The sequence below is a fragment of the Streptomyces sp. CB02959 genome (assembly GCF_002803155.1).
Classification (GTDB): Bacteria; Actinomycetota; Actinomycetes; order Streptomycetales; family Streptomycetaceae; genus Streptomyces.
The window spans coordinates 186,915-200,873 of record NZ_NNBP01000012.1 but is presented as its reverse complement, the minus strand read 5'-3'; the positions used below and the strand labels follow the sequence as shown (position 1 = coordinate 200,873).

10 protein-coding genes are annotated in these 13,959 nt (G+C 72.3%); 2 read left to right on the top strand and 8 right to left on the bottom strand.

Features of this window, described 5'->3' with window-relative positions:
- Positions 1–34: 34 nt before the first annotated feature.
- A complete protein-coding gene (gene orn / locus CG747_RS20835) occupies positions 35–655 on the bottom strand; it encodes an oligoribonuclease (protein WP_100603289.1) in 621 nt (206 codons plus the stop codon).
- Between the two features lie 5 nt (positions 656–660).
- Positions 661–1,932 carry a GlxA family transcriptional regulator gene (locus tag CG747_RS20830; protein ID WP_100603288.1) on the bottom strand — a complete coding sequence of 424 codons (1,272 nt, stop codon included), beginning with the start codon at positions 1,930–1,932 and terminating at the stop codon, positions 661–663.
- A gap of 1,012 nt (positions 1,933–2,944) precedes the next feature.
- Here CG747_RS20830 and CG747_RS20825 point away from each other — a divergent pair.
- Complete coding sequence (locus CG747_RS20825) at positions 2,945–3,466, top strand: universal stress protein (protein ID WP_100603287.1); 522 nt, start codon at positions 2,945–2,947, stop codon at positions 3,464–3,466.
- A gap of 324 nt (positions 3,467–3,790) precedes the next feature.
- Here the strand turns inward: CG747_RS20825 and glmS are convergent, their stop codons facing one another.
- Together glmS and CG747_RS20815 are read right to left on the bottom strand one after the other, a co-directional pair.
- Positions 3,791–5,620 (bottom strand): glutamine--fructose-6-phosphate transaminase (isomerizing), encoded by a 1,830-nt coding sequence (gene glmS, locus CG747_RS20820; protein ID WP_100603286.1) that lies wholly within the window; start codon positions 5,618–5,620, stop codon positions 3,791–3,793.
- A gap of 79 nt (positions 5,621–5,699) precedes the next feature.
- Positions 5,700–5,975 carry a hypothetical protein gene (locus CG747_RS20815; RefSeq protein ID WP_100603285.1) on the bottom strand — a complete coding sequence of 92 codons (276 nt, stop codon included), beginning with the start codon at positions 5,973–5,975 and terminating at the stop codon, positions 5,700–5,702.
- Between the two features lie 233 nt (positions 5,976–6,208).
- On the opposite strand from CG747_RS20815, the gene CG747_RS20810 reads away from it, so the two are divergent.
- A complete protein-coding gene (locus tag CG747_RS20810; protein ID WP_100603284.1) occupies positions 6,209–7,804 on the top strand; it encodes a beta-N-acetylhexosaminidase in 1,596 nt (531 codons plus the stop codon).
- A 192-nt stretch (positions 7,805–7,996) separates the two neighbouring features.
- Here the strand turns inward: CG747_RS20810 and CG747_RS20805 are convergent, their stop codons facing one another.
- From CG747_RS20805 to CG747_RS20790, 4 genes are read right to left on the bottom strand one after another with little or no spacing between them, the layout of a single operon-like run.
- A complete protein-coding gene (locus tag CG747_RS20805; protein WP_100603283.1) occupies positions 7,997–9,151 on the bottom strand; it encodes an acyl-CoA dehydrogenase family protein in 1,155 nt (384 codons plus the stop codon).
- 3 nt (positions 9,152–9,154) lie between these two features.
- Positions 9,155–10,111, bottom strand: coding sequence for a hydroxymethylglutaryl-CoA lyase (locus tag CG747_RS20800; protein WP_100603282.1), 957 nt, complete (start codon positions 10,109–10,111; stop codon positions 9,155–9,157).
- Complete coding sequence (locus tag CG747_RS20795; RefSeq protein ID WP_100603281.1) at positions 10,108–12,174, bottom strand: biotin carboxylase N-terminal domain-containing protein; 2,067 nt, start codon at positions 12,172–12,174, stop codon at positions 10,108–10,110. The genes CG747_RS20800 and CG747_RS20795 overlap by 4 nt, the downstream gene beginning before the upstream one ends.
- 8 nt (positions 12,175–12,182) lie before the next feature.
- Positions 12,183–13,814 (bottom strand): carboxyl transferase domain-containing protein, encoded by a 1,632-nt coding sequence (locus CG747_RS20790; protein ID WP_100603367.1) that lies wholly within the window; start codon positions 13,812–13,814, stop codon positions 12,183–12,185.
- Between the last annotated feature and the right edge of the window lie 145 nt (positions 13,815–13,959).

Sequence of the window (13,959 nt, the reverse complement as noted above, 5' to 3'; positions counted from 1 at the left end):
CTCCCAGGTTTCGCGTCCCTGGGAGCGAGCTGCGTCACTGTGCCGCCGGCGCCGGTTCGGCGGGCAGCTTGTGCTTGGCCGCGATGGCCCTCGCGGTCTCCGTGTCCGGCCCCGGCTGCGGCACGAACACGGCCTCCCGGTAGTAGCGCAGCTCCGCGATGGATTCGCGGATGTCCGCCAGTGCCCGGTGGTTGCCGTTCTTGTCCGGACTGTTGAAGTACGCCCGCGGGAACCAGCGCCGGGCCAGTTCCTTCACGGACGACACATCGACGATCCGGTAGTGCAGGTAGCTCTCCAGCGTCGGCATGTCGCGCAGCAGGAAGCCGCGGTCGGTGCCGACGGAGTTTCCGCACAGCGGCGCCTTGCCCGGCTCCGGCACATGCTGCTTGATGTAGTCAAGCACCTGTGCCTCGGCCGCCTCCAGCGTCGTACCGGTGTCCAGCTCGGCCAGCAGCCCGGAGGTGGTGTGCATCTGCCGCACCACCTCCGGCATGGTGGTCAGCGCCTCGGCCGGGGGACGGATCACCACATCCACCCCGTCACCCAGCACGTTCAGCTCCGAGTCGGTGACCAGGGCGGCCACCTCGATAAGCGCGTCACTCGCCAGCGAGAGTCCGGTCATCTCGCAGTCGATCCACACCATGCGATCGTTCATACGTCTCACCCTACGGGGCGCTCCCGCTGACCGGGCAGTACGGGGCGACCGGCCCCCCGGCCGACCGGGGTCTCCGGCAGCCGCGCGGCGTAACCCTCCGACGGCGGCTTGGCCACGTCCGCCGCCTCGGCGGCCAGACCGTGCCCGCCCAGCGCGGCGGCGGAGAACCGCTCGCTGCCCAGCGCCGCCCGTTCACGCTCCGGACGCTCGGCCCGTTCCGGACGCAGCGCTGGTTCGGGCGCACCGTTCTGCGGCCGGCGGGCGCGGTAGGCCGCCCGATAGGCCGCGGGCGAGGCGCCCAGCTGCCGCCGGAAGTGGCCGCGCAGCGCGACCGGCGAGCGGAACCCGCAGCGCCCGGCGACCTCGTCCACCGAATAGTCGGAGGTCTCCAGCAGCCGCTGGGCCTGGAGGACCCGCTGGGTGATCAGCCACTGGAGCGGAGCGCTGCCCGTGAGGGAGCGGAACCGCCGGTCGAACGTGCGCCGGCTCATGTACGCGCGGGCCGCCAGCGTCTCCACGTCGAACTGCTCGTGGAGGTGCTCCAGCGCCCAGGCGACGACCTCGGCGAGCGGGTCGGCGCCGATCTCCTCCGGTAACGACCTGTCCAGGTAGCGCTGGTGCCCGAGGTCGGACGCGGTCCGCCGGGGCGGGACGACCAGGCGGCGGGCGAGCGCGTTGGCCGCGTCGGCGCCGTGGTCGGTGCGCACGATGTGGAGGCACAGGTCGATTCCGGCGGCGGTGCCGGCGGAGGTGAGGACGTCGCCGTCGTCGACGAAGAGCTCACGCGGGTCCACGTGGACGGACGGGTAGCGCTTGGCGAGCGTCGGCGCGTACATCCAGTGGGTGGTGGCCGGTCGGCCGTCGAGCAGTCCGGCCGCGGCGAGGACGAACGCCCCCGTGCACAGCCCGACGATCCTGGCCCCTTCCTCGTGCGCGCGACGCAGTGCGTCGAGCGCCGCGGGTGGCGGGGCCTGGGTGATGGAACGCCAGGCCGGTACGACGACCGTCCCGGCACGGGAGATCGCCTCCAGCCCGTAGGGGGCCGACAGTTCGAGCCCCCCGGTCGTGCGCAAAGGCGCGTCTTCGCCCGCGCACACAAGTAGCCGGTACCTCGGAACGCCTGCGTCTTGGCGGTCGATGCCGAAGACCGAGAGCGGAATGGAGCTCTCGAAAATGGGGCCGCCGCTGAAGAGGAGCACCGCGACTATTTCGCGGCGTCGTCGGGCGGCGAGCTTGCGGGCGGCATCTGGTGGTACGGCAGCGGAGTCCTGGCTCATGGCACTTAAGCCCCCCTCGGTCGTCTCGCCCTCTCGGTCTTGCACAGTTCCCCCGCCGTAGCTACCAAGATCGAATCTACTGTGTCCCGTGAGGATGGAGTGCCAAGTTCACCACCCGCTGGTATGTCGATATGGCAACTTGGCGCGAAGCATTCGATCACGAAGCGTTCCACTCGTCGGGCCTGCATGGGAAGTACGCGTCTCGGCTCTGCCCGTTCGCAGTAGGGCACAACCATGCCCGGCGGTCCTTTCCTCCCTGCTCACACCGGGGTTGAGGGGGGTCCGGGGCAAGGGGTGAGTACGGGCCGGAAGTTGGCTGAAAACGGTCGTGCGCAGACTTGCGGAGCCCTCAATCGGCCGGCGTACGCCCCCCGCTCAAGGGTCCGCCCCTTTGCGCTCCCGTCCCGGTATGCCCCGTTCTGCACCTCTGGTTGGGGGTGCCTCCAGCACGGGGGCGCGTGGTTGTCCACCCGGTTCGGCGCGACGGGCCCCGGCCGCGCCCGCGGGACCGGCGGCGGTGCCCGTTCGTGCCCGCCCGGAAGGCTCCGCCAGTGATCAAGGAGACGGGTGCCGGGGACGGCCGGGTGCGCCCGGGGGGACGGCGCCGCTCACCGGGTCGGGTGATCTACGGTGCGGTGCCGGCGTAGTGATGATCACCGCGGCCGGGTGGCGAGGGCGGCGCCGCCGACGCTCGGGGGGCGCCGCCGGGGGTACGTACGGGGGCAGGGCGGGGCATTGCCATCCGCGCCACGCTCCGGCATGCTCCGGGGAACGCTTGCGGCCCCGGACCGCCCCGTGAGGGCGCCCGGTGACCCGTGGGCGTTCTGGGCAGTGAAGGAGTAGCGCCGTACTCTTGGGGTATCGGCTTGGAAAGATGATTCCCAGTCGTGTTGTTCCTCTTTGAACTAAGGCTCCTGCTCCTTGATCGAGCCGCCCAGGTCAACTGCCGGATCAAGTCAATCGCCGCTCCCCGTTCGCCCCTCCGCAAGAGGACGTTCTCGCCGAGACACCCATGGCCGGTCACGAAACCCCTGAACCCGCGGACCGCAAGCAGGTCGCCGATCCGATGGCGGACCTCGAAGCGGTGGAACAGAAGCACCACTCCTGCGATCCCGCCTTCCGGCACGGCGTCGTGGTCGGCTTCGACGGCTCCACGTCGAGCGAGCGCGCGTTGGCGTATGCAATCGGTCTGGCGCGGCGCCACGGCTCCGGCCTGATCATCGTCCACGTGGCCAACCGGCTGCCGACGACGGTGTGGGCGGGCTGCGAACCTCCGGTCTTCGTGGACGTCCCCGATCACCGCACCGAGGTGCTCGGACTGGAGCTCGCGTGCGCCGACCACCTCACCGAGGTCCCCTGGATCCTCGTCGAGCGCGGCGGCGACATCTGCCACGAGCTGGAGGAGGTCGGCCGGGAGTACGAGGCCGACGCGATCGTGGTCGGCTCGACGCACGGACTCGTCGGCCGGATCTTCGGCTCGGTGGCCGGCCGGCTGGCCCGCCGCGCACAGCGCCCGGTCATGGTCATTCCCTGACGCCGGCGGAGATTCTGTCCCGGCCGGGACGAGGCTGAACTCCCTTGCGCACACCCCCCGTTGATCGACTCTCCTCGGCATGTCCACAGTTGAGGGGGCGTCATGGGGATTGTGGGCAACGGCAGTCCGGTGGCCGTCCGGAGGTTGGTTGTGCGCTTGTGACGGGTAGAAAACGGTCACGACGACGTGCTGCCGGCCGGGACGTGACGGATTCCGGGGCGGCGGCATCCCGCCGGCGTAATGGGCGACGCCGGCAAAGGGGAGGCGCCGGCTCCGCGTGCGTATGGTGGCACGCACGCGGAGCCAGCGCCTTTTTTCACGGACCTACTCGACCGTGACGGACTTGGCGAGGTTGCGGGGCTTGTCGATGTCCCGGCCCAGGGCCAACGCCGTGTGGTAGGCGAGGAGTTGGAGCGGGATGCCCATCAGGATCGGGTCCAGCTCGGGCTCGTTCTTCGGCACCACGATGGTGTGGTCGGCCTTCTCCTGCTTGTCGTGGGCGACGGCGAGGATCCGGCCGCTGCGGGCCTTGATCTCCTCCAGCGCGGCACGGTTCTTCTCCAGCAGGTCGTCGTCCGGCACGATCGCGACCGTCGGCATCGCCGGCTCGATCAGGGCCAGCGGGCCGTGCTTGAGCTCCGAGGCCGGGTACGCCTCGGCGTGGATGTACGAGACCTCCTTGAGCTTCAGCGACGCCTCGCGGGCCACCGGGTAGCCGCGCACCCGGCCGATGAACATCATCGACTTCGCGTCGGCGTACTGGGCCGAGAGCTCCTTGATCTCGTCCTCGCCCTTGAGGATCTCGTCAATCTGGCCGGGCAGCTTGCGCAGGCCCTCGATGATCCGCTTGCCGTCCGCGACCGACAGGTCCCGGATCCGGCCCAGGTGCAGGGCGAGCAGCGCGAAGGAGACCACCATGTTGGTGAAGCACTTGGTGGAGACCACGCAGACCTCGGGGCCGGCGTGCACGTAGATGCCGCCGTCGGTCTCCCGGGCGATGGCCGAGCCGACCACGTTGACCAGGCCGAGCACCCGGGCGCCCTTGCGCTTGAGCTCCTGGACGGCGGCCAGCACGTCGTAGGTCTCACCGGACTGGGAGACGGCGACGTAGAGGGTGTCGGGGTCCACGACCGGGTTGCGGTAGCGGAACTCGGAGGCCGGCTCGGCGTCCGAGGGGATGCGGGCCAGCTCCTCGATCATCTGGGCGCCGATCTGGCCGGCGTGGTACGAGGTGCCGCAGCCGAGGATCTTCACCCGGCGCACCGCGCGGGCCTCGCGGGCGTCGAGGTTGAGGCCGCCGAGGTGGACGGTGGAGAAGCGGTCGTCGATCCGGCCGCGCAGCGCCCGGTCCACCGCCTCCGCCTGCTCGGAGATCTCCTTGTGCATGTACGTGTCGTGGCCGCCCAGGTCGTACGACTCGGCCGCGTACTCGACGGTCTCCGGTGTCGCCGTCGTACGGGAGCCCTCGGTGGTGTACGTGCGGTAGTCGTCGGCCTTGAGGGTGGCCATCTCGCCGTCGTCGAGGGTGACGACCTGGCGGGTGTGCGAGACCAGCGCGGCGACGTCGGAGGAGACGAACATCTCGTGCTCGCCGATGCCCAGGACGACCGGGGAGCCGTTGCGGGCGACCACGATGCGGTCGGCGAAGTCGGCGTGCAGGACGGCGATGCCGTAGGTGCCCTCGACGTGGCGGAGCGCCTCGCGGACCTTCTCCTCCAGCGTCGGGGCGGTGGAGCGGCCGATGAGGTGGGCCAGCACCTCGGTGTCGGTCTCGGAGGCGAACGCGATGCCGTCGGCGGTCAGCCGGGCGCGCAGCTCGGCGGCGTTGTCGATGATGCCGTTGTGGACGACCGCGACCTTGCCCTCGGTGTCGAGGTGCGGGTGGGCGTTCTCGTCGGTGGGGGCGCCGTGGGTGGCCCAGCGGGTGTGCGCGATGCCGGTGGAGCCGGCGAAGCGCTTCGGCAGGCGGGACTCCAGTTCCCGGACCCGGCCCTTGGCCTTGGCGGTCTTCAGACCGCCGGGGGCCTTGCCGGTGCCCTTGGCGTGGATGGCGATGCCGGCCGAGTCGTAGCCGCGGTACTCCAGGCGCTGCAGGCCCTCAAGGAGCAGCGGCGCGACGTCGCGCTTGCCGATGTATCCGACGATCCCGCACATACGGTGACCCTTCTCGTTGGCGTTCATGGGTGCTCGGCCGTCGCCGGCCGGTCCGGGCTGTTCTCGGCTCCGAAGGCCGTCAGCCGTAGACCAGGCGCCGCAGCTGGCGCAGCGAGAGCGACGGTGGGGACACGGCGCGGTGCGGCAGCTCGTGTGCGATCCGCTCGAAGATCGCCTCGTTCCGCAGCCCCTGGGACTGCAGCTCGCGGTGTCTGCGGCGGACGAACCCCTCCGTGCTCTCGTCGAAGTACGCCAGCACGTCCAGCACCACCCGGGCCGCTTCGCCGCGCTGGAGCGGCGTGCTGCGGACCAGGTGGTCGATGAGGTCCTCGTGGGACGGACGGCGTTCGAGCACCCGTCGATATTGCGGGGCCGCGCGGAGAATCGCAAGAAATCTGCCCGATATCGGGCAGTGGACACCGAACGCGCCCGGAAACTGGTCTACACCTTGACCGGCAACCGGGCGCGCGGTACGCATGGTCACCGTCCGGTCGCTCCATGCCATGCAGAACGTGCGCCCCCGGGTGCGTCGCCCGCAGAACGCCCCGCAGAACGTGCCGCTGACGAAGCTCGCCGAAGGGACCGTCCATGAGACGACGCCGACTCCTGTTCTCGCTGCTGCTGGTCGCCGCGGCCGGCACGGTGACCGCCGCCGTGCCGCCGCAGGGCGCCGCGGCCCCCGCCGCCACCCCGCTGGACCGGGTGATCCCGGCGCCCGCCTCGGTCCGCCCGGCCGGCGACGCGTACACGATCGGCGAGCGCACCCGGATCCGGGTGCCCGGCGACTCCGGCGAGGCCCGGCAGATCGCCGGCTACCTGGCCGGGCTGCTGCGGCCGGCCACCGGCTTCGCGCTGCCGGTCACCACCCGCGGCGGCTCGGACGGCATCGTCTTCCGGCTCGGCGGCCGGGACACCCGCGGCCTCGGCGCGGAGGGCTACAAGCTGACCTCCGGCGGCCGCGCGGTCACCATCAGCGCCGCCCGCCCGGCCGGCCTCTTCCACGGCGTCCAGACCCTCCGCCAGCTGCTGCCGGCCGCCGTCGAGAAGAAGAGCCGGCAGCCCGGCCCGTGGCGGATCGCCGGCGGGACCATCTCCGACACCCCGCGCTACGCCTACCGGGGCGCGATGCTGGACGTCTCCCGGCACTTCTTCACCGTCGAGCAGGTCAAGCGGTACATCGACCAGCTCGCCCAGTACAAGATCAACAAGCTGCATCTGCACCTCTCCGACGACCAGGGCTGGCGGATCGCGATCGCCTCCTGGCCGCGACTGGCGACCTACGGCGGCAGCACCCAGGTCGGCGGCGGCCGCGGCGGCTACTACACCAAGGACGACTACCGCGAGATCGTCCGCTACGCCGCCGGGCGCTATCTGACCGTCATCCCCGAGATCGACATGCCCGGCCACACCAACGCCGCGCTCGCCTCGTACGCCGACCTCAACTGCAACGGCGAGGCGCCGCCGCTCTACACCGGCACCAAGGTCGGCTTCAGCTCGCTGTGCGTGCCCAAGAAGGCCACCTACGACTTCGTCGACGACGTCATCCGGGAGATCGCCGCGCTCACCCCCGGCCGCTACCTCCACATCGGCGGCGACGAGGCGCACTCCACCAGCCATGCGGACTACGTCGCCTTCATGGACAGGGTGCAGCCGGTGGTCGCCAAATACGGCAAGACCGTGGTCGGCTGGCACCAGCTGACCGGGGCGCACCCGGCCAAGGGGGCCATCGCCCAGTACTGGGGCTACGACAAGACGGGCGCGGAGGAGCGCGCGCAGGTCGCCGACGCCGCGAAGCACGGGACCGGGCTGGTGCTGTCGCCCGCCGACCGCGCCTACCTCGACATGAAGTACGACAAGGACACCCCGCTGGGCCTGAACTGGGCCGGCTATGTCGACGTCCGGCGCGCCTACGACTGGGACCCGGGGACGTACCTGGAGGGTGCGCCCGGCGCGGCGGTCCTGGGCGTCGAGGCGCCCCTGTGGTCGGAGACCCTGACGACCTCGGCGAACATCGAGTACATGGCCTTCCCGCGGCTGCCCGGGATCGCCGAACTGGGCTGGTCGCCGGCCCGGACGCACGGCTGGGACGGGTACCGGGCGCGGCTGGCCGCGCAGGGGCCGCGGTGGGACGCCCAGGGCATCGGCTACCACCGGGCGCCGGAGGTGGCGTGGCCGGCGCGGTGACGTCGGAGGGGTGACGTGGGCGGGGCCGTGACGTCCGCGGGGCGGTGACGTCGGAGCGGTGACGTGGGCGGGGCGGCGCCGGGAATAGCCTCCCGGCGCCGCCCCGTTGTGGCCCCACAGGGGGCGCCGCCGACCCCTACGGGATCTGTTCGCCCGTCCCGGAGGGGTGCGCCCCGTCGAGGGGGTGCGCCCCTAGAAGCCCAGCTCCCGGGCGATCAGCATCCGTTGGACCTCGCTGGTGCCCTCGCCGATCTCCAGGATCTTGGCGTCCCGCCACATCCGGGCGACCGGGTACTCGTTCATGAAGCCATAGCCGCCGTGGATCTGGGTGGCTTCGCGGGCGTTGTCCACCGCGATCTCGGAGGAGTACAGCTTGGCGAGCGCCGCCTGCTTCTTGAACGGTTCGCCGTGCACCAGCCGGGAGGCGGCGTCGCGCCAGGCCAGCCGGGAGGTGTGGGCGCGCATCTCCATGTCGGCCAGCTTGAACTGGATGGCCTGGTTGCTGCCGATCGGGCGGCCGAAGGCGTGCCGCTCCTTGGCGTACCGCACCGACTCGTCCACGCAGCCCTGGGCGAGGCCGGTGGCCAGTGCGGCGATGGCGATCCGGCCCTCGTCGAGGATCCGCAGGAACTGCGCGTAGCCCCGGCCCTCCTCGCCGAGGAGGTTGCCGGCCGGGACGCGGACGTCCGAGAAGGACAGCTCGCGGGTGTCCGAGGCGTTCCAGCCGACCTTGGAGTACGGGGCGGCGACCGTGAAGCCGGGGGTGCCGGACGGCACGATGATCGCGGAGATCTGCGGGGAGCCGTCGGCCTTGCGGCCGGTGACCGCGGTGACCGTCACCAGGCCGGTGATGTCCGTACCGGAGTTGGTGATGAAGCACTTGCTGCCGTTGATCACCCAGTCCCCGCCGTCGCGGACCGCGGTGGTCCGGGTGGCGCCGGCGTCCGAGCCGCCGTCCGGTTCGGTCAGGCCGAAGGCGCCGAGCAGCTCGCCGCTGCACAGCTTCGGCAGCCACTCCCGCTTCTGCTCCTCGGTGCCGAAGCGGTAGAGCGGCATCGCGCCGAGTGAGACGCCGGCCTCCAGGGTGATCGCCACCGAGGAGTCGACCCGGGCCAGCTCCTCCAGGGCGATGCCGAGCGCCAGGTAGTCGCCGCCCATCCCGCCGTACTCCTCGGGGAACGGCAGGCCGAACAGGCCCATCTGGCCCATCTGGCGGACGATGTCGTACGGGAAGGCGTGCTGCTCGTAGTACGCGCCGATCTCCGGTGCGACGACGTCGTGTGCGAACGCCTCGACCGTGCGCCGGAGTTCTTCCAGCTCGTCGGGCAGGCGGTGGTCCAGGGACATGGGTCACTCCTTGTGGGAGAGGGCACGGACGGTGCGCGAGGGGCTGGGGCGGCCGAGGACTCCGGCCAGCCAGGCGCTGGCCTCGGTCAGCCGCGCCAGGTCGACTCCGGTCTCGATGCCGAGGCCGTGCAGCATCCACACGAGGTCTTCGGTGGCGAGGTTGCCGGTGGCGCTCTTGGCGTACGGGCAGCCGCCCAGGCCGCCGGCGGAGGCGTCGACGGTGGTGACGCCGTGCTGCAGCGCGGCGAAGGTGTTGGCGAGGGCCTGCCCGTAGGTGTCGTGGAAGTGGACGCCCAGCAGGGAGGTGGGCACGCCGGCCTCGTTGAGCGCGGCGAGCAGGTGCTGGACGTGGCCGGGGGTGGCCACGCCGATGGTGTCGCCCAGGCTGAGTTCGTCGCAGCCCAGGTCGAGCAGGGCCCGGCAGACCCGGACGACCTGGGCGATCGGCACCGGGCCCTCCCAGGGGTCGCCGAAGCACATCGACAGGTAGCCGCGGACGTGGATCTTCTCGTCCCGGGCCCGCCGGACGACCGGCTCGAACATCGCCAGCGCCTCGTCGACCGTGCGGTTGAGGTTGGCCTTGGCGAACGACTCGGTGGCGCTGCCGAACACCGCGATCCGGCGGGCGCCCAGGGCCAGGGCGCGGGTCAGGCCCCGCTCGTTGGGCACCAGTACCGGCAGCTGCCGCGGGTCCAGGTCGCCCAGCATCGGGAACAGCGCTTCGGCGTCGGCGAGTTGGGGCACCCACTTGGGGTGCACGAAGCTGGTCGCCTCGACCACCGGCAGGCCGGCGGCGGCCAGCCGGTGGATGAACTCCGCCTTGACCTCGGTGGGGACGACCGCCTGCTCGTTCTGGAGGCCGTCGCGCGGGCCGACCTCGTGGATCCGCACGCGGGTGGGAAGCCCCTCGGCGGCCACCTCCATGGGGAGCCCGGTCGCGGGTGTGCCGTGCGTGGTCATGCCGTGGCCTCCTCGTCCGTGCCGGGGGCCGCCGTCCCGGCGTCCCCTGAGGTGCTGCCGGCGGCGTCCTCGTGGGGCGCGACGACGGCCAGCACCTGGTCCATGGCGACCGTGCTGCCGGGGGTGACGTCCAGTTCGGTGACCGTCCCGGCGTGCGGCGCGGAGATCACGTGCTCCATCTTCATCGCCTCCACCACCAGCAGGCCCTGCCCGGCGGCGACCTCGTCGCCGACGGCCACCTTGACGACGGTGACGGTGCCCGGCATCGGGGCGGCGAGGGTGTCCACCCCGTGCCCGCGGGCCGCCGCGCGCAGCGCCTCGGCCACCGGGTCGTGGTCGGCGACGTGCCAGGCGTCGCCGTCCCGGCCCAGCCAGTCGCCGCCGCGGTGGAAGGTGTGCCGGACGCCGTCGACGGTGAGCCGCACCGCGTCGGCGGTCACCTCGAAGCGCTCCGGGGCGGCGCCGGGCCGGACGTCGTACGCCACCGGGTCCTGCCCGGGGATCCGCAGCCAGTGGCGTACCGGGGCGGGTGTGCCGCCGAGCCGGAAGCCGGTCGGCGCGGCGAACGGGTCGCGCCAGCCGGCCGCGTCCGCCGCCGGCTCCAGGGCCGCCTGCCGGACCGCGGCGGCCGCCGCGTACACCTCGTCCGGCACCGCGTCGCCCACCAGGTCGGCCGCCACCCGCTCGACCAGCCCGGTGTCCAACTCGCCGGAGACCACGTCCGGGTGGGCCAGCAGGCGGCGCAGGAACCCGGCGTTGGTCGGCACGCCGAGGGTGACCGTGGCGGCCAGTGCGGCCCGCAGCTTCCGCAGGGCGCTCGCCCGGTCCGGGCCGTACGCGATGACCTTGGCGAGCATCGGGTCGTAGCGGCTGCCGACCTCGACGCCCTCGGCGAGGCCGGAGTCGGTGCGCACGCCGTCACCGTCGACCTCGCGCAGGGTGAGCACGGTGCCGCCGGTCGGCAGGAAGTCGCGGGACGGGTCCTCGGCGCAGATCCGGGCCTCTATGGCGTGCCCGGAGAAGGAGAGGTGCTCCTGGGCGTAGGGGAGGTGCTCCCCGGCGGCGATCCGCAGCTGCCATTCGACGAGGTCCAGCCCGCCCCCGGCGCCCGTCGGGTCGAAGGACACCGCCATCTCGGTGACCGGGTGCTCCACCTGGAGGCGGGTGTTCATCTCCATGAAGCAGTAGCCGGACGGGTCCTTGCCGGGGACGATGAACTCGACGGTGCCGGCGCCGCGGTAGCCGCACGAGCGGGCTGCCTGGACGGCCGCCGCGCCCATCGCGGCCCGGGTGGCCTCGTCGAGCAGGACCGAGGGGGCCTCCTCGATGATCTTCTGGTGGCGGCGCTGGAGGGAGCACTCGCGCTCGCCGAGGTGGAGGACGTTGCCGTGGCCGTCCGCCAGGACCTGGATCTCGATGTGCCGGGGCCGGTCGATCCAGCGCTCCACCAGCAGGGTGTCGTCCCCGAAGGACGAGCGGGCCTCGCGGCGGGCGGCGGCGATCTCGTCGGCGAGCCGGGCGGCCTCCCGGACCAGGCGCATGCCCTTGCCGCCGCCCCCGGCCGACGGCTTGAGGAGTACGGGCATGCCGATCTCCCGTGCCGCGGCGGCCAGTTGCGCGTCCGTGAGGCCGCTGCCGGACGAGCCGGGGACGACCGGGACGCCGGCCGCGCGGACCGTCTCCTTGGCCCGGATCTTGTCGCCCATCAGGTCGATGGCGTCCGCGGGCGGCCCGATGAACACCAGGCCGGCGTCGGTGCAGGCGCGGGCGAAGCCGGCGTTCTCGGCGAGGAAGCCGTAGCCGGGGTGGACGGCCTGGGCGCCGGTGCGGGCCGCGGCGGCCAGCAGGCGTTCCACGGACAGGTAGCTCTCGGCGGCCGGGGCCGGGCCGATCCGGACCGCGGTGTCGGCCTCGCGGACGTGCCGGGCGTCGGCGTCCGCGTCGCTGTACACCGCGACCGAGCGGATGCCGAGCGCGCGCAGCGTCCGGATGACGCGGACCGCGATCTCCCCGCGGTTGGCGACCAGGACGGTGTCGAACAGGCCGGTGTCGAAGGTGGTCATAGGTCCTCTCACATCCGGAAGACGCCGAAGCCCGGCGCTGCGCTGTCCCGTTGGGGAAGGGGGGCGTTGGCACAGGCCGTCAGGGCCAGGCCCAGCACCTGGCGGGTCTCCAGCGGGTCGATGACGCCGTCGTCCCACAGCCGGGCGGTCGCGTAGTAGGCGTTGCCCTGGGTCTCGTACTGCGCGCGGATCGGGTCCTTGAAGGCGGCCTCGTCCGCCGCGCTCCACTCCTCGCCGCGGGCTTCCAGCTGGTCGCGCTTGACGGTGGCGAGGACCGACGCGGCCTGCTCGCCGCCCATCACCGAGATCTTGGCGTTGGGCCACATCCACAGGAAGCGGGGGGAGTAGGCCCGGCCGCACATCGAGTAGTTGCCCGCTCCGTAGGAGCCGCCGATGACGACGGTCAGCTTGGGGACGCGGGTGCAGGCGACCGCGGTCACCATCTTCGCGCCGTGCTTGGCGATGCCGCCCGCCTCGTAGTCGCGGCCGACCATGAAGCCGGAGATGTTCTGGAGGAAGAGCAGCGGGATGCCGCGCTGGTCGCACAGCTCGATGAAGTGGGCGCCCTTCTGGGCGGATTCGGAGAACAGGATGCCGTTGTTGGCGACGATGCCCACCGGGTGCCCGTGCACCTGGGCGAAGCCGGTGACCAGGGTCGTGCCGTACTCGGCCTTGAACTCGGCGAAGCGGGACCCGTCGACGATCCGGGCGATCACCTCGCGGACGTCGTAGGGCGTGCGGGAGTCCACCGGCACCGCGCCGTAGAGCCCGGCGGGGTCGGCCTTGGGCTCCTCGACGGGCCGGACGGACCAGGGGAGCGGCGGGCGGTCGCCGAGGGTTGCGACGATGGTGCGGACGATCCGCAGGGCGTGCGCGTCGTCCTCGGCGAGGTGGTCGGTGACCCCGGAGGTGCGGGAGTGCACCTCGCCGCCGCCCAGTTCCTCGGCGCTGACCACCTCGCCGGTGGCGGCCTTCACCAGCGGGGGGCCGCCGAGGAAGATCGTGCCCTGGTTCCGCACGATCACCGCCTCGTCGCTCATCGCCGGGACGTAGGCGCCGCCGGCCGTGCAGGAGCCGAGGACCGCGGCGATCTGCGGGATGCGGGCGGCGGACATCCGCGCCTGGTTGTAGAAGATCCGCCCGAAGTGCTCGCGGTCGGGGAAGACGTCGTCCTGCATCGGCAGGAACGCGCCGCCGGAGTCGACCAGGTACAGGCACGGGAGGCGGTTCTCCAGTGCCACCTCCTGCGCGCGCAGGTGCTTCTTGACCGTCATCGGGTAGTACGTGCCGCCCTTGACGGTGGCGTCGTTGGCGACGATCACGGCCTCCCGGCCGCTGACCCGGCCGATGCCGGCGATCACCCCGGCGGCCGGCGCGGCCCCGTCGTACATCCCGTCCGCGGCCAGCGGTGCCAGCTCCAGGAACGGGGAGCCGGGGTCCAGCAGTGCGTCCACCCGGTCGCGGGGCAGCAGCTTGCCGCGGGCGGTGTGCCGCGCCCGCGCCTTCTCGCCGCCGCCCAGCCGGGCCGCGGCCAGCTTCGCGCGCAGTTGCCCGGTCAGTTCGCGGTGCGCGGCCTCGTTGGCCCGCCAGGCGTCGGACGCCGGGTCGTCGGTGCTGGCCAGCACCGGTGCCTGCTCGATGGCCTCCATCGCTATGGGCCCCCTCGCTCGGTCGGCTGCCCGCCGGGCGCCGCGGGGTGTGTCCCGGGGCCAGACGGGTTAATGGGCGTTAACCCCGTTTCCCACAGGTTAACGACCACTAACCCGCCTGTCTACAATCGACGGC